This is a genomic window from Mesorhizobium sp. WSM4310, assembly GCF_007003935.1.
Classification (GTDB): domain Bacteria; phylum Pseudomonadota; class Alphaproteobacteria; order Rhizobiales; family Rhizobiaceae; genus Mesorhizobium.
Window position 1 is genome coordinate 15,132 of the sequence record NZ_VFTA01000052.1, and the last position, 19,286, is coordinate 34,417.

Annotated in this window: 20 protein-coding genes; 10 read left to right on the top strand and 10 right to left on the bottom strand. The window is 64.4% G+C overall.

Annotated features, from left to right (window positions below; all coding sequences use genetic code 11):
* The first annotated feature begins 4 nt into the window (after positions 1-4).
* From FJV80_RS31780 to FJV80_RS31790, 3 genes are all read left to right on the top strand, one after another.
* Entirely contained in the window at positions 5-484 is a 480-nt protein-coding gene (locus tag FJV80_RS31780; RefSeq protein WP_142878279.1) for a carboxymuconolactone decarboxylase family protein, read from the top strand.
* Positions 485-566: 82 nt separating this feature from the next.
* Positions 567-929 (top strand): nuclear transport factor 2 family protein, encoded by a 363-nt coding sequence (locus FJV80_RS31785; protein ID WP_095771951.1) that lies wholly within the window; start codon positions 567-569, stop codon positions 927-929.
* Between the two features lie 37 nt (positions 930-966).
* Positions 967-1,281 (top strand): hypothetical protein, encoded by a 315-nt coding sequence (locus tag FJV80_RS31790; RefSeq protein WP_010913185.1) that lies wholly within the window; start codon positions 967-969, stop codon positions 1,279-1,281.
* Between the two features lie 171 nt (positions 1,282-1,452).
* On the opposite strand, the gene FJV80_RS31795 is transcribed toward FJV80_RS31790, so the two are convergent.
* The 6 genes from FJV80_RS31795 to FJV80_RS31820 all read right to left on the bottom strand — a co-directional run bounded on the left by FJV80_RS31795 (position 1,453) and on the right by FJV80_RS31820 (position 8,136).
* Positions 1,453-2,880, bottom strand: a complete 1,428-nt coding sequence (locus FJV80_RS31795; protein WP_142878280.1) for a gamma-aminobutyraldehyde dehydrogenase — start codon at positions 2,878-2,880, stop codon at positions 1,453-1,455.
* 26 nt (positions 2,881-2,906) lie between these two features.
* Positions 2,907-3,722, bottom strand: a complete 816-nt coding sequence (locus FJV80_RS31800; protein WP_115141083.1) for an ABC transporter permease — start codon at positions 3,720-3,722, stop codon at positions 2,907-2,909.
* Positions 3,712-4,662 carry an ABC transporter permease gene (locus tag FJV80_RS31805; protein WP_210251497.1) on the bottom strand — a complete coding sequence of 317 codons (951 nt, stop codon included), beginning with the start codon at positions 4,660-4,662 and terminating at the stop codon, positions 3,712-3,714. The genes FJV80_RS31800 and FJV80_RS31805 overlap by 11 nt, the downstream gene beginning before the upstream one ends.
* Before the next feature lie 14 nt (positions 4,663-4,676).
* The gene (locus FJV80_RS31810) at positions 4,677-5,675 is read right to left on the bottom strand and encodes an ABC transporter ATP-binding protein (protein WP_095771722.1); all 999 of its coding nucleotides are present in this window, start codon (positions 5,673-5,675) and stop codon (positions 4,677-4,679) included.
* A gap of 201 nt (positions 5,676-5,876) precedes the next feature.
* A complete protein-coding gene (locus tag FJV80_RS31815; protein WP_142878282.1) occupies positions 5,877-7,031 on the bottom strand; it encodes an ABC transporter substrate-binding protein in 1,155 nt (384 codons plus the stop codon).
* A 214-nt stretch (positions 7,032-7,245) separates the two neighbouring features.
* On the bottom strand, positions 7,246-8,136 hold the full coding sequence (locus FJV80_RS31820) for a class I SAM-dependent methyltransferase (RefSeq protein WP_246689097.1): 891 nt from the start codon (positions 8,134-8,136) through the stop codon (positions 7,246-7,248).
* 31 nt (positions 8,137-8,167) lie between these two features.
* Between FJV80_RS31820 and FJV80_RS31825 the strand changes: the two genes are divergently transcribed.
* Positions 8,168-8,650, top strand: a complete 483-nt coding sequence (locus FJV80_RS31825; RefSeq protein ID WP_142878283.1) for a helix-turn-helix domain-containing protein — start codon at positions 8,168-8,170, stop codon at positions 8,648-8,650.
* Positions 8,651-8,654: 4 nt separating this feature from the next.
* On the opposite strand, the gene FJV80_RS31830 is transcribed toward FJV80_RS31825, so the two are convergent.
* From FJV80_RS31830 to FJV80_RS31840, 3 genes are all read right to left on the bottom strand, one after another.
* Positions 8,655-9,560 (bottom strand): LysR family transcriptional regulator, encoded by a 906-nt coding sequence (locus FJV80_RS31830; protein WP_095771720.1) that lies wholly within the window; start codon positions 9,558-9,560, stop codon positions 8,655-8,657.
* A gap of 74 nt (positions 9,561-9,634) precedes the next feature.
* A complete protein-coding gene (locus FJV80_RS31835) occupies positions 9,635-10,252 on the bottom strand; it encodes a DedA family protein (RefSeq protein WP_095771719.1) in 618 nt (205 codons plus the stop codon).
* Positions 10,249-10,848 (bottom strand): methyltransferase domain-containing protein, encoded by a 600-nt coding sequence (locus FJV80_RS31840; protein ID WP_095771718.1) that lies wholly within the window; start codon positions 10,846-10,848, stop codon positions 10,249-10,251. Before FJV80_RS31840 ends, FJV80_RS31835 begins: the two co-directional genes overlap by 4 nt.
* Positions 10,849-11,139: 291 nt before the next feature.
* On the opposite strand from FJV80_RS31840, the gene FJV80_RS31845 reads away from it, so the two are divergent.
* From FJV80_RS31845 to FJV80_RS31860, 4 genes are all read left to right on the top strand, one after another.
* The gene (locus FJV80_RS31845; protein WP_142878284.1) at positions 11,140-11,814 is read left to right on the top strand and encodes a response regulator transcription factor; all 675 of its coding nucleotides are present in this window, start codon (positions 11,140-11,142) and stop codon (positions 11,812-11,814) included.
* A 10-nt stretch (positions 11,815-11,824) separates the two neighbouring features.
* A complete protein-coding gene (locus FJV80_RS31850) occupies positions 11,825-13,186 on the top strand; it encodes a HAMP domain-containing sensor histidine kinase (RefSeq protein WP_142878285.1) in 1,362 nt (453 codons plus the stop codon).
* Positions 13,187-13,254: 68 nt separating this feature from the next.
* Complete coding sequence (locus FJV80_RS31855; RefSeq protein ID WP_142878286.1) at positions 13,255-13,704, top strand: Rrf2 family transcriptional regulator; 450 nt, start codon at positions 13,255-13,257, stop codon at positions 13,702-13,704.
* Positions 13,694-14,593, top strand: a complete 900-nt coding sequence (locus FJV80_RS31860; protein WP_142878287.1) for an NAD(P)/FAD-dependent oxidoreductase — start codon at positions 13,694-13,696, stop codon at positions 14,591-14,593. Before FJV80_RS31855 ends, FJV80_RS31860 begins: the two co-directional genes overlap by 11 nt.
* On the opposite strand, the gene FJV80_RS31865 is transcribed toward FJV80_RS31860, so the two are convergent.
* Positions 14,590-15,366 carry a DeoR/GlpR family DNA-binding transcription regulator gene (locus tag FJV80_RS31865; protein ID WP_142878288.1) on the bottom strand — a complete coding sequence of 259 codons (777 nt, stop codon included), beginning with the start codon at positions 15,364-15,366 and terminating at the stop codon, positions 14,590-14,592. The two genes, FJV80_RS31860 and FJV80_RS31865, sit on opposite strands and share 4 nt — an antisense overlap.
* Positions 15,367-15,778: 412 nt before the next feature.
* On the opposite strand from FJV80_RS31865, the gene FJV80_RS31870 reads away from it, so the two are divergent.
* On the top strand, positions 15,779-16,666 hold the full coding sequence (locus FJV80_RS31870) for a phosphotransferase family protein (RefSeq protein WP_095771714.1): 888 nt from the start codon (positions 15,779-15,781) through the stop codon (positions 16,664-16,666).
* Positions 16,663-19,116, top strand: a complete 2,454-nt coding sequence (locus FJV80_RS31875) for an FAD-dependent oxidoreductase (RefSeq protein ID WP_142878289.1) — start codon at positions 16,663-16,665, stop codon at positions 19,114-19,116. The genes FJV80_RS31870 and FJV80_RS31875 overlap by 4 nt, the downstream gene beginning before the upstream one ends.
* Positions 19,117-19,286 lie beyond the last annotated feature (170 nt).

The following is a 19,286-nucleotide window of genomic DNA, read 5'->3' on the forward strand; positions in this document are numbered from 1 at the left end:
TGAAATGCTCGAGTCAAAACTGAACGTCAGATCATTTGTGATCGCGGCAGGCATTGGCGCGCTGTTCACGATCACTCCCGCAAAGGCCGAGGATGCATCGGCGACAGCCGCCTACAAGGACATCCAGGCGACGCTCGGCTCGGTGCCGGACATGTTCAAGACACTGCCTGACGTGGCGGTCGCCGGCGCCTGGGCCGAGATCAAGGGCGTGCAGCTCAACCCCAAGACCGCGCTCGATGGCAAGACCAAGGAACTGATGGGCCTTGCGGTGGCCTCGCAGATACCCTGCCAGTACTGCATTTATTTCCATACCGAGGCTGCCAAGCTCAACGGCGCGAGCGACGAGGAGATCAAGGAGACGATCGCGATGGCGGCGATCGTGCGCCATTGGTCGACGATGCTCAATGGCAGCCAGGTCGATCTCGCCACTTTCAAGAAGCAGACCGACGACGTCTTCGCGGCCGTCAAGGCGAAGTCGCAGTGAGAACCCCTGCCTGGCGGTGAGCGCCGGGCAGCCCCTACTGAATATCAACCGCCCGCGTGAAGACGGGCATATGGAGGATAAGATGCTGACCAAGACTCAAGTCGTGGATGGCGCGGCGATCAAGAAGGCGATCGAGAGCCGCGATGGCAAGATGCTGTCTGGCTTCTATGCCGACGACGCGTTGGTGCGGGTGATCGACCGCAACAACCCACCGAGCAAGCCGCGCGAGATCCGCGGGCGAGCGGCGATCACCACCTTCTGGGACGACATCTGCAGCCGGGCGATGACCCACAAGGTCGACACCACGATCGCCGACGGCAACAGCCTGGCCTTCACCCAGGCCTGCGCCTATCCCGACGGCACAAAGGTGTTCGCCGCCGCGATGCTGGAGCTGAAGAACGGGCAAATCGCAAGGCAGACCGTCGTGCAGGCCTGGGACGAATAGGCAAACAGCCGCCAACTCAACCTTGGGAGGAACCAGCATGTTCAGCGCTAGATGGCAGATCGACGCGAAGTTCGGGCATAAACAGACCGTGCTCGACCTGTTGAAGAAATGGGAACGCGAGATCGGCTCGCAGGTCGGCCTCGCCGAGCTGAAGTTCCAGATCATGACCGGATCGATCGGCGCTCGCGAAGCGACGGTCGAGTCGCACCATCAGGTCGAAAGCCTGGCCCAGTTGGAGGCGATGTTCGCCAAGATCAGCAAGATCGACGCACACGCCAAATGGGGCAAGGAAATGGAGCCCTATGTCGTGTCAGGCACCAGCCTGTGGAACATCTATCGCATCGTCGAGTAGCACCGCTACCTCTTCCCCTTGTGGGAGAGGTGGTATGGCCCCTAATTGCCATTCCCATTTCGGCGGGAAAGCCGACTGAGGGGTGACTTGGCGCCAAGCTGGAACACCCTCATCCGTCTCGGCGCTACCCGCCGATCCACCTTCTCCCGCAGGGAGAGAAGGGAAACTGCGCTATGCGTGCGCCACCATCACGTGCCGCACGGCGGTATAGTCTTCCAGTGCATAGAGCGACATGTCCTTGCCGTAGCCGGACTGCTTCAACCCGCCATGCGGCATCTCGTTGGTCAGCATGAAATGGGTGTTGATCCATGTGCAGCCATATTGCAGGCGGGCCGCCGTCGCCATGGCGCGCGAGACGTCCTTGGTCCAAACCGATGACGCCAGGCCGTAGTCGCTGTCATTGGCCCAGTTGACCGCCTCGTCGACTTCCGTGAAACGGGTGACCGAGACGACCGGGCCGAACACTTCGCGACGCACGATTTCGTCCTCCTGCAAGGCGCCGGCGACGACGGTCGGCTGATAGTAGAAGCCGGTGCCCTCGCCCGGCTTGCCGCCGGTGGTGATCTCGATGTGCTTCAGCTCGGAGGCGCGTTCGACGAAGCTCGACACGCGGTCGCGCTGGCGGCGCGAGATCAGCGGCCCGATCTCGTTTTCGGTGTCGTCGGCACGGTTGTACCTGATGGTCGAGACGGCGGAAGAGAGGTCGGCGACGAGCTTGTCGTAGACCTTCTTGCCGGCATAGATGCGGCAGGCGGCGGTGCAGTCCTGGCCGGCATTGTAGTAGCCGAAGGCGCGCAGGCCGTTGACCACCGCGCCAAGGTCGGCGTCGTCGAAGACGATGACCGGGGCCTTGCCGCCGAGTTCGAGATGCGTGCGCTTGACCGATTTGGCGGCGGCCTGCAGAACCTTCTTGCCGGTGGCGACGTCGCCGGTGATCGAGATCATGTTGACCTTGGGATGGTTGATCAGCGCGTTGCCGACGCTGTCGCCACGGCCGAGCACGACATTGACCACGCCTTCGGGGAGGATTTCGGCCAGGATCCTGGCCAGCTTCAGCGTCGTCAGCGGCGTCTGCTCCGACGGCTTGAAGACGACGGTGTTGCCGCCGCCGATCGCCGGCGCCAGCTTCCAGGCCATCATCATCAGCGGGTAGTTCCAGGGCGCGATCGAGGCGACGATGCCGATCGGGTCGCGTCGCACCATCGAGGTGTGGCCGGGCAGATATTCGCCTGCGACGACGCCCGGCATCGTACGGACCGCGCCGGCGAAGAAGCGGTAGCAGTCGACGATGGCCGGAATCTCGTCATTGAGCACGGAATTGATCGGCTTGCCGCAGTTCAGCGCCTCGAGAGCGGCGAAGTCCTTGGCCTCGGCCTCGATGCGGTCGGCGATCTTGAGGAGATAACCAGAGCGCTGCGCCGGCGTGGTGCGCGACCACAGGACCAACGCTTGTTCGGCGGCCGCCACCGCCGCCTCGATCTGCGCCTGGCTGGCCTCGGGCAGGTTGAGAATGGTCGCCCCGGTCTTCGGATTGAGGATCGGCTCCTCGGTCTCGGCGCCGTTCTCGAATTTCGACCCGATCAGCATCTGGGTGTCCATGGACGTCTCTCCCTTACGAACTGACGTTATTTGCCCGAACCAGCGATCTGGTCGCCGTCGCGGGTGAGGTAATAGGCAAACAGGATGGGCAGCAGCGTCACCAGCACGACGACCATGGCCACGACATTGGTGACCGGGCGCTGGCGCGGGCGGATCAGCTCCTCCAGCATCCAGATCGGCACGGTCTGCTGCTGGCCGGCGGTGAAGGTGGTGACGATGACTTCGTCGAAAGACAAAGCGAAGGCCAGCATGCCGCCTGCAAGCAGCGCGGTGGCGATGTTGGGCAGCACGACATGGCGGAAGGTCTGAAAACCGTCGGCGCCGAGATCCATCGAGGCCTCGATCATCGAACCGGATGTGCGACGGAAACGGGCGACCGCATTGTTGTAGACGACGACCACGCAGAAAGTGGCGTGGCCGAGCACGATCGTCCAGAACGAGAAAGGAATGTCGGCGAGCGAAAAGGCCGAGCGGAGCGCGATGCCGGTGATGATGCCGGGCAGCGCGATCGGCAGGATGACCAGCAGCGAGATGGTCTCGCGGCCGAAGAATTTCGTCCGTGACACAGCGGCGGCGCACAGCGTGCCGAGCACCAGTGCGATCGCCGTCGAGATGGCGGCGACGCGCACCGACAGCGACAGCGCTTCCCACACGTCAGGCCGGTTCCATGTGACGGCGAACCACTGCGTGGTCAGCCCCGGCGGCGGCCAGACGAAGCTCTTCTCCTCGGTGGTGAAGGCGTAGACGAAGATCAGCAGGATCGGCAAATGCAGGAAGAGCAGGCCGCAGGCGGCGGCGATCTTCAAGCCGAGCGGAGCCGATTGACCACGGTCAGAGCGCATCGAAAGCCCCCATGCGCTTGGCGCCCCAGAGGTAGAAGCCCATGATGACGATGGGCACCACGGTGAAGGCGGCGGCGAGCGGGATGTTGCCGGCGGTGCCTTGCTGCGAATAGACGGCCTGGCCGATGAACAGGCGCGACGTGCCGATGATCTGCGGGATGATGTAATCGCCCAATGTCAGCGAGAAGGTGAAGATCGAGCCGGCGACAATGCCGGGCAGCGCCAGCGGGAACAGCACGTTGCGGAAGGTCTGGCCGGGCGAAGCGCCGAGGTCGGACGAAGCTTCCACCAGATTGCCGGGTACGCGCTCAAGGGAGGCCTGAACGGGGAGGATCATGAAGGGCAGCCAGACATAGACGAAGACGATGAAGGTGCCGGTGAACGACACCGACAGCGAGTTGCCGCCGACGACCGGCAACGCCAGCCAGGCCTCGAGCAGCCACAGCACATGCAGCTTGGCGAAGAGCCAGGTGAGGATGCCTTCCTTGGCCAGGATCAGCTTCCAGGCGTAGATCTTGACCAGGTAGCTCGACCACAGCGGCAGCATGACGCCGAGATAGAACAGCGCCTTCCAGCGGCCACGGGCATAGCGCGCGGCATAGTAGGCGATAGGAAAGGCGACGATGGCCGAGGCGAGCGTGACCAGGGCCGCCATGGTGACGGTGCGCAGGATGATGTCGAGATTGGCGGCCTGCAGCAGGTCGCCATAGGTCTTCAGCGTGAACTGGCGGTTGATGAGGCCTGAGAACTCATCGATGGAGAAGAAGCTCTGCGCCAGCAGCGCGAAGAGCGAGCCGATATAGACGATGCCGAGCCACAGCACCGGCGGCAAAAGCATGAGCAGCAGAAGCAGTTGCGGCCGGCGCCAGAACAGGTCCGACAGCGCGCCGCGCATGCCGCCGCTGCCGGGCAGGATGGCGGGGGCCGTGGCGCGCGGCATGGTGGCGTCGACGCTCATGCCGGCTCATCCATCAGATGCAGGTGCTCGCGGTTGAAGGTGAGCACCACCGCTTCGCCTTCGGCAGGCAGCGCCGTGCCGGCTGGCACCACGGCGTGCAGCTTCAATCCGTCGGCATCGAGCGCCAGCCTGGTGGTGGCGCCGAGATAGTTGGTCGAGACGAGGCGGGCGGCGACGCCTTCGCCGCTTGCGGCGCGGCTGACGCGAATGGATTCGGGGCGGAGACTGCCCCAGCAGTGCTGACCGGAATAACGCTGGACGAAATCCGGCGGCAGCACGTTGGAGGAGCCGACGAAATCGGCGACGAAGCGGGTTCTCGGCCGCTGATAAATATCCTCCGGCGTGCCGATCTGCATGATCCTGCCGTCGTTGAAGACGGCGACGCGGTCGGCCATCGACAGCGCCTCGCCCTGGTCGTGGGTGACGAAGACGAAGGTGATGCCGAGCGCCTTCTGCAGCGATTTCAGCTCCTCCTGCATGTTCTCGCGCAGCTTCAGGTCAAGCGCGCCGAGCGGCTCGTCGAGCAGCAGTACCTTGGGCTGGTTGACCAGAGCGCGGGCGAGCGCGACGCGCTGGCGCTGGCCGCCGGAAAGCTGCCCGGGGCGGCGGGCGCCGTAGCCTGGCAGCCGCACCAGCGACAGGGCTTCCTCGGCCGCCTTGTGCCGTCCGGCCTTGCCGACGCCCTTGACCATCAGCCCATAGGCAACGTTATCGAGCACATTGAGATGCGGGAACAGCGCGTAGTCCTGGAACACCGTGTTGACGTTGCGGCGATAGGGCGGCACGCCCTCGGCGCGCTCGCCGAAGATCGAGATCGAACCCGAAGTCGGCTGCTCGAAGCCGGCGATCAGGCGCAGGCATGTCGTCTTGCCGGAACCGGAGGGACCGAGCATGGCGAAGAACTCGCCCGGTACAATGTCGAGATCGACAGCATCGACGGCGCGCACACTGCCGAAATGGCGCGAGACTTTCTGAAAGGAGACGGCTGATGTCATGGGCTCTCAGTCTGTTGCCGGTTTGTCTTTGGTCGAAATGGCTCTTGCCGCCCGATTAGGACCGGAGCGACAGTCCACCTCCCCCTCGATGGGGGAGGTCGCGGCGAAGCCGCGGGTAGGGGTGACGGCGCCGACGTTTCGGGCAGCCCCCACGCCGACGCTGCGCGTCGACCCTCCCCACAAGGGGGAGGGTAAGCGAAATCACCGTCCGCCGATAACGCCGATATAGTCCGACACCCAGCGGTAGTAAGGCACGCACTGGTCGTTCTGGGTGGCGCATTTCGAGACCGGCGTCTTCCAGAACTTGATCTTGTCGAAATTGTCGTAGCCGTTGGTCTTGCAGCCTTCGTCGGTCAAGAGCTCGTTGCCCTTGCAGGCGGCGGGCACCACGGGGAGCGATCCGAACCAGGCCGAGACATCGCCCTGCACTTTCGGCGACAGCGAATGTTCGAGCCACATATAGGCGCAGTTCGGGTGGGCCGCGTCGGCTTCCATCATGGTGGTGTCGGCCCAGCCGGTGACGCCTTCTTCCGGCACGGTCGAGGCAACCGGCTTCTTGGCGGCGACCAACGTGTTGACCTGATACGGCCATGAACCGGAGGCGACGACACCTTCATTCTGGAAATCGTCGACCTGGATGGCGGCGTCATGCCAGTAGCGGCCGACCAGCGTGCGCTGGACGCGCAGCAGTTCGAGGGCTGCCTTGTACTGGTCCTCGTTCAGTTCGTAGGGATCCTTGATGCCGAGTTCCGGCTTGTGGAACATCAGATAGTTGGCGGCGTCGGCGATGTGGATCGGCCCGTCATAGGCCTGGACGCGGCCCTTGTTGGACTTGCCGTCCGGCAGCTTCATTTCCTCGAAGACGACGTTCCAGCTCTTGGGCGCTTCCTTGAACACCTCGGTGTTGTACATCAGGATGTTCGGTCCCCACTGGTAAGGAACGCCGTAATGCACCTTGTCGACGGTGAACCAGGGCGCGTCCTTCAGCCGGTCGTCGACCGTCTTCCAGCTCGGGATCAGATCGGTGTTGATCGGCTGCACGCGCTTGCCGGCGACGAGGCGCAGCGAGGCATCACCCGAAGCCGTGACGAGGTCGAAGCCGCCCTCGTTCATCAGCGAGACCATCTCGTCGGAGGTGTTGGCGGTCTTGACGTTGACCTTGCAGCCGCTCTCCTTCTCGAAAGCGGTGACCCAGTCATAGCCCTTGTCGGTCTCGCCGCGCTCGATGTAGCCCGGCCAGGCAACGATGTTGACCTGGCCCTCGCCCTTGCCGAGTTCCTTGACCTGGGCGACGGCCTGACCGGCGAAGGCCAGCGCGACCGTCAGCGCCGTGCACGACTTCAGGAATGAATTCATCATCGATCTCCCATTTTGGCGCATGCCCACGAAACCGCTCCGGTTTTCGCCAGATCACGCGCGGACTAAAAAACATATCAGTTCGTCCTGTGGACTTGATGTCGCTCTGCTGGCGGCTTTGGTCCCTGACACCGAAAGTGCTTGGAAAATTCCGGTTTCGCAAATTCATTTATCAGAAAGACGATATCGGTTTTTCCGATAGACGGCCGCCGCTTCAAGCAAGCGCCGTCACCAGCCAGCAGGCGGCGTTAAAGCGAGCCTCACCGTCCTCAACGAAAGGCGCAAACGCAGCCGGCAACACCGTGGTGATTTTTTCGGCCGTCGCCCGGTCAACCTCGCGCAGCGCGGCGCCGACCGGCCCTAGCCGGGTGACGAACGTCATCAGATCGCGTTGGGCGATCCGACACGGGACGTCTGCCTGTTCGACTGCGATTGAAGCCCAGCCGCCCGCTTCAAGGATCCGCCTCACCTTGGCGCCGTCGGCAAAGGCAAACTGACCCGGCGCATCGGGGTCCAGCGTGGGTGCGGGCGGCAGGAAGGGCGCAGCCGCTCGCACGGCGGTCGTCATGAAATCATTCTCGAGCGGACTGCGCCAAGCAACAAAGACGAGCTTGCCGCGGCGCCTCGCGGCCTTTCTTATGTTGGTGAACGCGGCCACGGGATCATCGAAGAACATGACACCGAAGCGCGAGATAACAGCGTCGAAGTACCCCGGTTCGAACGCATATGCCTGGGCATCGCCCACTTCAAAACTTGCGTTTGCTACTTCTCCCACCTTCGTGCGCTCCGTCGCCAGGGCGACAAGCGGCTGCGAGATGTCGAGCCCCACACAATTTCCGTCGTTGCCCACGCGGCGCGCCATCGCCAGAGTCGTGGCGCCGGCACCGCAGCCAATGTCCAGGACATTGGCCCCTTTCCCGGGATAGCCGGCATCGACCACCAGCCGCTCGAACGGCGCCAGTATCTCGTCGAGGATCGGCTGCATCTCGACCCAGGTCTTTCCGCTGACATCGTTCCAGAGCGCGGCTTGGCGTGTGTTTGGCGGCGCGGATTGCGGCATAACGGACCTCGCTTTCGTGTTGCTCTCGCTGATCGTCGCGAGCACTCTACGAGTTCAAGCCGACTTGAGGTCAAGCATGAAAGATATGGACATTGCCGAAGTGTCGCGCCGCACCGGCGTGCCAGCATCCACACTTCGCTACTACGAGGAGAGGGGCCTCGTCGCCTCGATCGGCCGTCGCGGCAAGCGCCGCCTGTTCGACCCTGCCGTCCTGGACCGACTGGCCTTGATCGCGCTCGGACGCGCCGGTGGATTCGCACTGGACGAGATTTCCTCGATGCTGACGCCCGACGGCCTGCCGAAAATGGATCGAGGGCGCCTGGATGCCAAGGCGAACGAACTGGACCAAATCATCCAACGCCTGACGGCGATCCGAGAGGCTTTGCGTCACGCCGCTAAATGTCCGGCCGCCCGGCCGATGGAGTGTCCGACGTTCCGCCGCGCCGTCAGACTTGCCGGCGCCGGTCGCTTCGAGGTTGCTCCGCTCGGGCCGTTCAAGGCGGAGGCGGTTTCCGTCACAAGGCGCAACCGTAGGACTGGCCACGTCAGGCTGGAGTAGGCCACTAGCGACGGACCGTCCGCTGCGACTGGGCAAGGCCGATGAAGTCGCGCGCCGCCTGCGGCAAGCTGGAACCGCGCCGCCAGACCATGCCGACCTGCACCACTGGCAAGGAGCCCGAAATATCGCGCGATTCGATGCGGTCGCCTTCCAGTGACCATGGCCGGTAGACGAGGTCGGGCAGCAGCGCCACGCCGGCACCGGTAGCGACCAGACTGCGCACCGCTTCCACCGAACGGGTGCGGAAGGCGACATGCGGCTTGGCGCCGATCGCCGCCAGCAGTTTTCCCGTGTTCTCCTCGATCTCGTCGACGGTAAGCATGATCAGAGGCTCGCCGGCGATATCGCCAATGCTGATGATGTCGGCGCCGACGAGGGAATGGCCGAGCGGCAGCCACAGGCGGTAGGTCGAGACCTCGAGGATTTCCGATTGCAGCGCCGTGCGGTCGCGCAGATTGGAGGTCACCATGACGGCGATATCGAGCTTGCCGCCGATCAGGAGATGTTCGAGGTAGTCGCCATTGTCCTCGATGGCCGAGACCTCGACGCCCGGATAGGCGCGGCGATAGCGGGAAAGCAGATCCGATAGCACATAGCCGGCGACCAGCGAGGTGACGCCAAGCTGCAGCCGCCCTCCCGCCACGGCCTGTTCGCCGGAAAAAGAGCGGCGGGCGTCGGACACGTCGGCCAGGATCTTGGTCGCATGGCGCAGGAACTGGTGGCCCTTATGCGTGATGTTGAGGCCGCGCGGATGGCGTTCGAACAGTTCGACGCCAAGATCGCTTTCGAGTTCCTTGATCGCTTCGGTGACGGACGATTGCGAGATGGAGAGGTTCTGTGCGGCGCCCGACACCGTGCCTTGTTCAGCGACGGCGATGAAGAATTGCAGTTGGCGGATGGTGAAGGCCATGGCCGGACTAAACACCGGCGGCCGAGCGAAGGAAAGCCGACGGCGGAACTTATCCCATGGCTGGAGACTGGTGCTCAGCCGAGCGCCAGCCTGATGCGCCGCCGCCATGCGGGGCCATAGCGCAATGCGAGCATGAAGGCCGTCTCCAGCACCACGACAATGACGATGATGCGCAAGCCCACCGTGAAGGAATCCTGGCCGCTGCCGCGCAAGAGGTAGCCGGTCAGGAGGAAGCCCGCATTCCAGATGGTGGCGCCGAGCAGCGTCGCCATCGCGAAGGGCAGCGCCGGCAGACAAAGCGCGCCGGCCGCGATCGGCAGATAGTTGCGCACCGTCGGGATGAACTGCGCCAACAGCGACACCCGGACATGATTGCGGCGATAGGCCTGGCCAAGCTTGCGGTAGGTTGCCGGGCGCAGGAAGACATATCTGCCGATCTGTTCGATCAGGTGGTCGGCACGGTCAAATCCGATCCGGCGGCCAACCGCATACCAGACAAGGCAGCCGGCGAAGGAGGCTAGCGTCGTCACCGCCAGCAGGACCAGCAGCGCCGCGCCATTCGGCGCCGCCGTCATGCCGAGGAACAGCAGCAGCACATGCGACGGCGGTATCGGCAGGATCTTCTCGGTGAAGGCGAGGCAGAAGACGCCGAACAGGCCGAAGCCGAGAATGGCCGACAACGGACCGGTCATGCAAAGCGCCAGTCATAGGTTCCAAGCGTCTTGATCCTGGCGACGCGATAGACCGTCGCCGGCGGGAAATTGCGAAAGGTGTGGCCGACCCGCGTGACTTCGAGATCGAGCCGGTCGAGCAGCGACTGGTCGAACGGGCAGCGCCGGCCGAGCGTGAACTGGTAGAGCGCCCCACCCGGGCGAAGGTTTGCGAAAACACCTTCGAGAATGGCAAGCGTCTTGCGTGGCGAAATCAAGCGGAAGGGCAGTCCGCTGACGGCGGCGCCAACCACCGGCCCGGGAAACAGCGACAGATGGCGCAGGCCGGCGGCATCCATCTCGAAAATGCGGGCGGTGGGAAAGCGCCGCATGAGAAGTGCCGCAAAATCCGGATCGGATTCGATCAGCGTCAGATCCTCTTGCTGCACCCCGCGGGACAGCAGCGCCCGCGTGAACGGGCCGGTTCCGGGACCGAGCTCCAGCACGGGGCCGGTCTCGGGACCGATGTCGCGCGTCATCAAGGCCGCCAGGCTGGAACTGGACGGTGTGACGGAGCCGACCCTGAACGGCGCCACGGTCCACGCCATGAGAAAAGACAGGGCATCATGTGCAGGCATAACCAACCTCAATCCCGAACAACGGCACGCCAACCAATTCGGCGCGGCCGCTTGATTTCGTTTCGGCGTCGGACCCGAACCTGTTGCATCTTCGGGCCCGACGCCTTGACGCCGGCATGGGCGGTTCCTGCCGACCGGCGCTGTTTGCCGTGGCTGGATTGCATAGACATTGCGCAATAGCTTGGACGCAAAGAAAGAACTTGCCGGCCGCCGGCCGTTCGGCTTTGCCATGTCCACGCAATGTTGGCACGGTAGCGCCCGATCCGGTGTGCTCGTAGCCGGGGAGTGTGGATGCGTATCTTGCTGGTCGAAGACGAGCCCGAGATGGTCTCGGCGCTGCGCGCCGCGCTGAAGCGCCACGACATGGTGGTCGATCACGCCGGCACATTGCTTGAGGCGGAAGGCTTCGTTGCCGTCGACAGCTACGATGCCATCCTGCTCGACCGCCATTTGCCTGACGGCGACGGGCTGTCGCTGGTGCCGAGATTGCGCTCGGCGGCGAACACCACGCCCGTGCTGGTGCTGACGGCCAAGGGCGACACGTCCGACAAGGTCGATGGGCTGGACATGGGCGCGGACGACTATCTGGCAAAGCCGTTCGCCTTCGAGGAATTGCTGGCCCGCTTGCGCGCCTTGCTCAGGCGGCCGGCGCCGATGCAGTCGCAATTCATCCGCGCCGGCCATCTGGTGCTCGATGTCGGACACCGCGAGGCTGCGATCCGCGGCGAGCCGCTCACCCTGCCGCGCCGCGAACTCCTGGTGCTGGAGGCGCTGATGCGGCGCACCGGCCGCATGGTGCAGCGCGAGGCGCTGATGGAAGCGGTGTTCGGCCTCGACGACGAGATCCAGTCCAATGCGCTCGACACCCATGTCTCACGCCTGCGCCGCAAGCTCGCCGACGCCGATGCCGGGGTGACGATCAACGGCATTCGCGGCGTCGGCTATCTGCTGCGCGAAACTACGTGAGGTTCGATCAATGAGCCTCAAACGCCCGCGTTCGCTCAAATGGAGCCTGGTGCTGCGCATCGCCTTGCTGCAATGCGCGATGCTGACGCTGATCATCGTCGGCATTCTCGGCGCATTGCTCGCCACCGGCCTCATTCCGCACGACTATGAGGACGGCACGATGGACGTGCTGGCGGATGCGGTGGCGCGTGACGCTGGCGGCAAGCTTGTGCTGCGCGAAACCTCGGACTTGACGAAGCTGCGATTCGAAGTCCCCGACCTCTGGTTCATCATCCGCGACAGACAGGGGCAGCGGCTGCAGGAAGGCACGGTGCCGGCCATCTTCCAGCCTTTCGCCGGACTGCTGGACACCATCAGCGACGCGCGTATCGACCATTCCATCGGCGAGAGCGCGCCGCCGGATGCGAAGATCCGCTGGACCGAAACGGCCGCGGGCGACCTCCAGATCTTCACCGGCACCAAGGGCGGGCTTTCGCTGCTGCGCCTGCTCGGACAGGCGCCGCAATTCTTCCTGCAAGGCATATTGCCGCTCGCCGGCCTGATGGCGCTGGCCACGCTGTTCGCGACGCCATGGGTGGTGCGCGGCGCGCTGTCGGGCCTTGGCCATGCCGCCGCCGAAGCCGAACGCATCGACATCGACCAGCGCGGCGTGCAACTGCCACTGAAGGATGTGCCAAAGGAAGTCACGCCGCTGGTCAAGGCGGTGAACGCCGCCCTTGCACGCCTGGACAAGGGCTACGAGCGCCACAAGCGCTTCCTGACCGACGCCGCCCATGAACTCCGAACGCCGGTCGCCATCCTCAACACGCGCCTGGCCTCGCTGCCGGCGACACCGGAGCGAGCCCGGCTGCTGCAGGACGCAGCGCGGCTTTCGACGCTGACCGACCAGTTGCTCGACCTGCAACGCCTCGACCGACAGACCTCGCCGTTCGAGAAAGTCGATCTCGCGGCGATCGCGCGCGGCGTCATCGTCGACCTCGCACCGATGGCGTTTTCGGCCGGATACGAGATGTCGTTCGAGCCGGAACGGGAAGCGGTGTTCGCCGCCGGCGATCGCACCGCGATCGAGCGCGCCGTGACCAACATCGTCCAGAACGCCATCGAGCATGGCGGGCGCACGGGCAAGATCACCGTCAGTGTCACCGCTCCGGCCGTCATCGAGGTGCGGGACGAAGGCGACGGCGTGCCGCCAGCCGAGCGCGAACGCATCTTCGAGCCCTTCTACCGGTTGCGCCCGCAGGATCACGGCGCCGGGCTCGGGCTCAACCTGGTGCAGGAAATCATGCAGTTGCATGGTGGGCGCATCGAGATCCTCGACGGCAAGCCGAGCGGCGCGTGCTTCAGGATGAGTTTTCGCGCCTTGCCGGCATAGCACCGGCCTCAACGACAAAATTGCGCTGGCGTGTTTGACATTGCCGATATCGTAACTAAATAAGTTACATGAAGCGCAACAGCCGACTGTCCTCCACCTTGCACATTCTCGTCCACATGGCCGAGAAGCCAGAGCACGCGCTGACCTCCGAGCAACTTGCCACCTTCATTCACACCAACCCGGTGGTGGTGCGCCGCACCATCGCCGGCTTGCGCGACGCCGGCATCGTCACCTCGTCGCGCGGGCATGGTGGTGGCTGGCTGCTCGGGCGCGCGCCCGAAAACATCTCGCTGGCCGAGATCAGCGCCGCGCTTGGCGAGACGCTGCTGCCGTTCGGCACCGAGCCGGAAAGCCCGGGCTGCCTTGTCGAGCAAGCGGTGATCGCCGTGCTCGACGATTTTCGCGTCGCGGCCGAAAAGCTGCTGGCGGAGAAGCTCAGCCGCATCACGCTGGCCGACCTGACCGCCGATTTCCGCCGCCGTTACGACCTCATTGGAGTCTCCAGCCATGCAGTATGATCTCGCCGTCATCGGCGGCAGCTTTGCCGGCCTGTCCGCCGCCATCCAGGCGGCGCGGGCCCGGCGCAACGTGCTGGTGATCGACGCCGGCCGGCCGCGCAACCGTTTCGCCGCGCATTCGCATGGCTTTCTCGGCCAGGACGGGCGCACGCCCGGCGCCATCCTCGATGATGCAAGGCGGCAATTGCTGGCCTATCCCACAGCCAGGCTCGTCAATGCCCGTGCGGACAGAGCCGTCGCCAACAGCAGCAGCGATTTCGAGATCACCACCGATGGTGGCGAGACATTCGGCGCCGCGCGGCTGGTGCTGGCCACCGGGGTGCGCGACATCCTGCCGGAGGTTCCCGGGCTAGCCAAGCAATGGGGCAAGACGGTGTTGCACTGCCCCTATTGCCACGGCTACGAGGTTTCCGGCGGACCGCTTGGCGTGCTCGCGACCGGCCCGATGTCCATGCATCAGGCGCAGTTGATCGCCGACTGGGGCGACGTCACGCTGTTCGGCAACGGCCAGATCGAACCCGACGCCGGGCAGATGCTCGCCCTTGAAAGCAAGACTATCACGTTCGAATCCGCGATCGTCAGCGAACTCAGGGAAGACGGCTCCGGCGGCCTGATCGTCCATCTCGAGGGCGGCCGAACGGCCGGCGTCAGGGCGATGTTCACCGCGCCGCGCAACACGATGGCGAGCCCGCTGGCGGAGCAACTCGGCTGCGGCTTCACGGACGGCCTGCTCGGTCCGGTAATATCCGTCGATGACCGGCAGCAGACGACAATTCCCGGCGTCTACGCCGCCGGAGACGCCGCACGCGCAATGCACAACATCGCCTTCGCGGTATCGGGTGGGACCTTCGCGGGCGTGTGCGCCCACCAATCGCTGGTGTTCAGTTAGAATCCGGCTTCGCCGCCGGCAATGCTGAGCCGCGCGCCGGCCTGGGCCAGCGCCGCGGCTATGTCGTGCGGCGGCGGACGGTCGGTGGCGAGTTCGGAAAAGCCGTCGAAGCCGCAGACCTGGACCAGGCCCTGGCGGCCGAACTTGGTGTGGTCGGTGATGACGATTGAGCGCTGACCGCGCGACAGCACCATGCGGGCGAATTCGGCCTCTTCCAGATCGTAGTCCATGACGCCCGTCACCGCATCGACGGCGCCGGTGGATATGATGGCATGGCTTACCGAGAAGCGGCTGACGAAGTCGATGGCCGAAGTGCCGAACGCGGCACCTGAATCGCTGCGCAATTCGCCGCCGGCCATATAGACCTTGTTGCCGTTGATGGTGGCCAGCGTGCGGGCGATGTCGGACGAATTGGTGACGACCGTCAGGCGCCGGTGGCCGAGCAGTTCCCGGGCCAGGAACGAGGTGGTGGTGCCGGTGTCGAGCATGACCGATTCCCCGTCGCGGATGGTGGCGGCGACCATGCGGGCAATGATGCGCTTGGCATCGGCATTCTCGCGCATGCGCCGTTCGAACGGCGCCTCGCCGACCATGGACGGCAGGCCGACGGCGCCATGCATCTTCAGCACCGAGCCGTCGCTGGTGAGTGGCTTGACGTCGCGCCGCACGGTTTCCAGCGAAACACCCAGCCGATCCGCCAGGCTGGCGATGGTGACGGTTCCTTCTTCCTGCAGCAGCCGCAGGATCTCGCCGTGGCGTTTGGAATGGACCATTGGGTTTCCCGGACTTCGTCTTTTTGACCGGTTTTAAGGTAATTCAAGCAGTTTTAAAGATATCGTTCCTTGGTTTCGGGCAAAACACCCAAAAAAAGTCACATCTTTTTATTGACAACCGGGCAACCCTGGCGTGAAATCTAACGCATCAGCAGGGTTCGGAGCTGCAACGGGAGGCAGATGGCAGAGCCGCAACTCACTGGCCAGGCGGTCTTGAACGCGTCTGGGGTAAGGAATTTTCAGATCCGCGGGGGCGGATGCCGGGATCAGAATCCTGGCCAAGGGGCTCGTCGGTGCGGTGCGGGATACCGATCCTGGCGTCCCGCACCGACGAGATTATTTGCGTTTCTCCCCGCTCTCGTCGCGCTGTCCATGGCGCCTTGTCGAAGCCCAGCAAACCAGGGATGATCCCGTGATTGCCGAAGATCGCATCCGCGCCCTGCCGTGCTGGACCGGCGCCATCGAGATCGCCCCCCTGCCCGGCGGCCTGAGCAACGCCAATTATGTGGTCAGTGACGCTGCCGGCAAACATGTCGTGCGCTTCGGCCAGGACTACCCCTTCCACCATGTCTTCCGCGAGCGCGAGGTGATGACCGCGCGGGCGGCCCATGCCGCCGGCTTCGCGCCGGCCGTGCGCTATTCCGAACCTGGCATCCTGGTGACGCAGTTTCTCGGCGCCAGGACCTACCTCGCCGAAGACGTGCGCGCCAATCTCGGGCGCGTGGCGGCCCTGCTGCGATCCTTCCATCGCGAGATGCCGAACCATGTCTCCGGCGCCGGCTTCATGTTCTGGGTGTTCCACGTCATCCGCGACTATGCGCGCACGCTCGAGGAGGGCAACAGCCGCAAGCGCAACGACTTGCCGCGTCTGCTGACGCTGGCCGACGAACTGGAGCGGGCGCAGAAATTGCTGCCGATCGTCTTCGGTCACAATGATCTATTGCCGGCTAATATTCTCGACGACGGCAACAGGCTGTGGCTGATCGATTTCGAATATGCCGGCTTCAACACGGCAATGTTCGACCTCGCCGGCGTCGCCTCGAACGCGGGCATGAGCGACGCGGAATCCTTCGCCTTCCTGACCGCCTATTTCATGAAGGAGCCGGACGAGGCGATCCGCCGCTCGCACGCCGCCATGCAATGCGCCTCGCTGTTGCGCGAGGCGATGTGGAGCATGGTTTCGGAACTCTATCTCGACGCGCCCGGCATCGACTACGTCGCCTACACCGAGGAAAATTTGGTGCGGCTCGACGCGGCGCTGGAAAACTACCGGACAAAATACGGGATCCTGAAATCATGACCTTGCCCAGCCAGGCCGCCATCGTCGTCATCGGCGGCGGCATCATCGGCTGCTCGACGGCCTATCATCTGGCGCGCGACCACAAGGCCGACGTCGTGCTGCTCGAACAGGGCAAGTTGACCTCGGGCTCGACCTGGCACGCCGCCGGCCTGGTCGGGCAATTGCGCTCGTCCGCCTCGATCACCCGCGTGCTCAAATATTCGGTCGACCTCTACAAGGGGCTGGAGGCCGAAACCGGCCTTGCCACCGGCTGGAAGATGACCGGCTGCCTGCGGCTCGCCACCAATGCCGACCGCTGGACCGAGTACAAAAGGCTGGCGACCACGGCGAAGAGCTTCGGCATGGACATGCATCTATTGTCCCCGGCCGAGGTCAAGGCGATGTGGCCGCTGATGGAAACCGGCGATCTCGTCGGCGCCTCCTGGCTGCCGACAGACGGACAGGCCAGCCCCTCCGACATCACGCAGTCGCTGGCCAAGGGCGCGCGGATGCATGGCGCCAAGCTCTATGAGAATGTCCGCGTCACCGGCTTCGAGATGGAGGGCGGCCGCATCACGGCGGTGAAGACCGATCAAGGCGACATCGCCTGCGACAAGGTGGTGAACTGCGCCGGACAATGGGCGCGGCAGGTCGGCGCCATGGCCGGCATCAACGTGCCGCTGCAGCCGGTGAAGCACCAATACATCATCACGGAGAAGATCGATGGCCTGGCGACCGACGCGCCGACGCTGCGCGACCCCGACCGGCGCACCTATTTCAAGGAGGAGGTCGGCGGACTGGTGATGGGCGGCTATGAGCCGAACCCGCAGTCCTGGGCGACCGATCTCCCCGGCGGCGACGTGCCCAACGACTGGGAGTTCCGGCTGTTCGACGACGACTATGACCATTTCGAGCAGCATATGACACAGGCGATCGCGCGTGTGCCGGCGCTGGAAACCGTCGGCGTCAAGCAGATGATCAACGGGCCGGAAAGCTTCACGCCGGACGGCAATTTCATCCTCGGCACGGCACCAGAATGCGCCAACATGTTCGTCGGCGCCGGCTTCAACGCCTTCGGCATCGCCTCTGGCGGCGGCGCCGGCTGGGTGCTGGCGCAATGGGTGGTGGACGGCGAGGCGCCGCTCGACCTGTGGGTGGTCGACATCAGGCGCTTCTCCAACCTGCACCGCGACCGGCAATGGGTGCGCGAGCGGACGCTGGAAGCCTATGGCAAGCATTACACGATCGGCTTCCCGCACGAGGAGTATGCCAGCGGCCGGCCGCGCATCGTCTCGCCGCTTTACGACAGGCTGAAGCAGCAGCGCGCCGTGTTCGGCTCGAAGCTCGGCTGGGAGCGGCCGAACTGGTTCGCACCGGAGGGCGTCGAGCCGCGGGACATCTATTCAATGGGCCGGCAGAACTGGTTTTCAGCGGTCGGCGACGAGCACCGGCATGTGCGCGAGAAGGTCGCCGTCTTCGACCAGTCGTCCTTCGCCAAATACGAATTGAGCGGACCCGACGCGGCCAAGGCGCTCGACTGGATTTGCGCCAACGACGTCAGCAAACCGGTCGGAAGGCTGACCTACACGCAGCTTCTCAACACGCGCGGCGGCATCGAGGCCGACCTGACCGTGGCGCGGCTGGCCGAGGAGAAATTCTACATCGTCACAGGCACCGGCTTCCGCACGCATGATGCCTCGTGGATCAGCGACCATATCGGCGAGGGTCACGATGCGGAATTGACCGATGTCACCGAGGAGTTCGGCACGCTGTCGCTGATGGGCCCGAGGGCGCGCGACGTGCTCGCCGCTGTGACCGATGCCGATGTGTCGAATGCTTCGTTCCCGTTCGGCCATGTGCGCGAGGTCACCATCGCCGGCCACACGATTCGGGCGCTGCGTGTCACCTATGTCGGCGAACTCGGCTGGGAACTGCATGTGCCGATCGCGGCGACAGGCGAAGTCTTCGACGCGCTGATGGCGGCCGGCAAGACGCATTGCATCCGCCCGGTCGGCTACCGGGCGCTGGAATCGCTGCGGCTGGAAAAGGGCTACCGCGCCTGGGGTTCCGACATCACACCCAACGACACGCCGCAGGAAGCCGGGCTCGGCTGGGCGGTCAAGCTCAGGAAGAACACCGATTTCATCGGCCGGCGCGCGCTCGAGACGGTTGTCGGCGCGCCGCTGAAGAAGCGCTTTGCCGGCTTCACGGTCGACAGTCCTGAAGTCGTGCTGCTCGGCCGGGAGACCATCCTGCGCAATGGTGAGCCGGTCGGCTATCTGACCAGCGGCGGCTATGGCTACACGCTGGGCAAGAACATCGGCTACGGCTATATACGCAACGGCGACGGGGTGAGCGACGATTTCCTCGCCGCCGGCGACTACGAACTGGTCGTCGCAATGGAGCGGACGCCGGCCAGAATCCATCTCGAGCCGATGTTCGACCCGACAGCGGAGAGGGTAAAGGCCTAGAGCGTTTCACCGTTTCATGGAAACGACGAATCGCTCTAACTCTTTGTATTGACGCAATTCCCAAGGGAAGCGCTATGCGCTTTTCCCGGGAAATGGAGTGCGCCCCTCGGAGCGGACAGCTTGACTAAGCAGAATTGACTTGGAAGCCGGGCTTTCGAAGGATGGAAGCC

What these genes read in the sequence shown, in the direction of transcription:
- FJV80_RS31780 (WP_142878279.1), top strand. Translation starts at nt 5, where the DNA reads ATGCTCGAGTCAAAACTGAACGTCAGATCATTTGTGATCGCGGCAGGC.
- FJV80_RS31785 (WP_095771951.1), top strand. Translation starts at nt 567, where the DNA reads ATGCTGACCAAGACTCAAGTCGTGGATGGCGCGGCGATCAAGAAGGCG.
- FJV80_RS31790 (WP_010913185.1), top strand. Translation starts at nt 967, where the DNA reads ATGTTCAGCGCTAGATGGCAGATCGACGCGAAGTTCGGGCATAAACAG.
- FJV80_RS31795 (WP_142878280.1), bottom strand. Translation starts at nt 2,880, where the DNA reads ATGGACACCCAGATGCTGATCGGGTCGAAATTCGAGAACGGCGCCGAG.
- FJV80_RS31800 (WP_115141083.1), bottom strand. Translation starts at nt 3,722, where the DNA reads ATGCGCTCTGACCGTGGTCAATCGGCTCCGCTCGGCTTGAAGATCGCC.
- FJV80_RS31805 (WP_210251497.1), bottom strand. Translation starts at nt 4,662, where the DNA reads ATGCCGCGCGCCACGGCCCCCGCCATCCTGCCCGGCAGCGGCGGCATG.
- FJV80_RS31810 (WP_095771722.1), bottom strand. Translation starts at nt 5,675, where the DNA reads ATGACATCAGCCGTCTCCTTTCAGAAAGTCTCGCGCCATTTCGGCAGT.
- FJV80_RS31815 (WP_142878282.1), bottom strand. Translation starts at nt 7,031, where the DNA reads ATGAATTCATTCCTGAAGTCGTGCACGGCGCTGACGGTCGCGCTGGCC.
- FJV80_RS31825 (WP_142878283.1), top strand. Translation starts at nt 8,168, where the DNA reads ATGAAAGATATGGACATTGCCGAAGTGTCGCGCCGCACCGGCGTGCCA.
- FJV80_RS31830 (WP_095771720.1), bottom strand. Translation starts at nt 9,560, where the DNA reads ATGGCCTTCACCATCCGCCAACTGCAATTCTTCATCGCCGTCGCTGAA.
- FJV80_RS31835 (WP_095771719.1), bottom strand. Translation starts at nt 10,252, where the DNA reads ATGACCGGTCCGTTGTCGGCCATTCTCGGCTTCGGCCTGTTCGGCGTC.
- FJV80_RS31840 (WP_095771718.1), bottom strand. Translation starts at nt 10,848, where the DNA reads ATGCCTGCACATGATGCCCTGTCTTTTCTCATGGCGTGGACCGTGGCG.
- FJV80_RS31845 (WP_142878284.1), top strand. Translation starts at nt 11,140, where the DNA reads ATGCGTATCTTGCTGGTCGAAGACGAGCCCGAGATGGTCTCGGCGCTG.
- FJV80_RS31850 (WP_142878285.1), top strand. Translation starts at nt 11,825, where the DNA reads ATGAGCCTCAAACGCCCGCGTTCGCTCAAATGGAGCCTGGTGCTGCGC.
- FJV80_RS31855 (WP_142878286.1), top strand. Translation starts at nt 13,255, where the DNA reads ATGAAGCGCAACAGCCGACTGTCCTCCACCTTGCACATTCTCGTCCAC.
- FJV80_RS31860 (WP_142878287.1), top strand. Translation starts at nt 13,694, where the DNA reads ATGCAGTATGATCTCGCCGTCATCGGCGGCAGCTTTGCCGGCCTGTCC.
- FJV80_RS31865 (WP_142878288.1), bottom strand. Translation starts at nt 15,366, where the DNA reads ATGGTCCATTCCAAACGCCACGGCGAGATCCTGCGGCTGCTGCAGGAA.
- FJV80_RS31875 (WP_142878289.1), top strand. Translation starts at nt 16,663, where the DNA reads ATGACCTTGCCCAGCCAGGCCGCCATCGTCGTCATCGGCGGCGGCATC.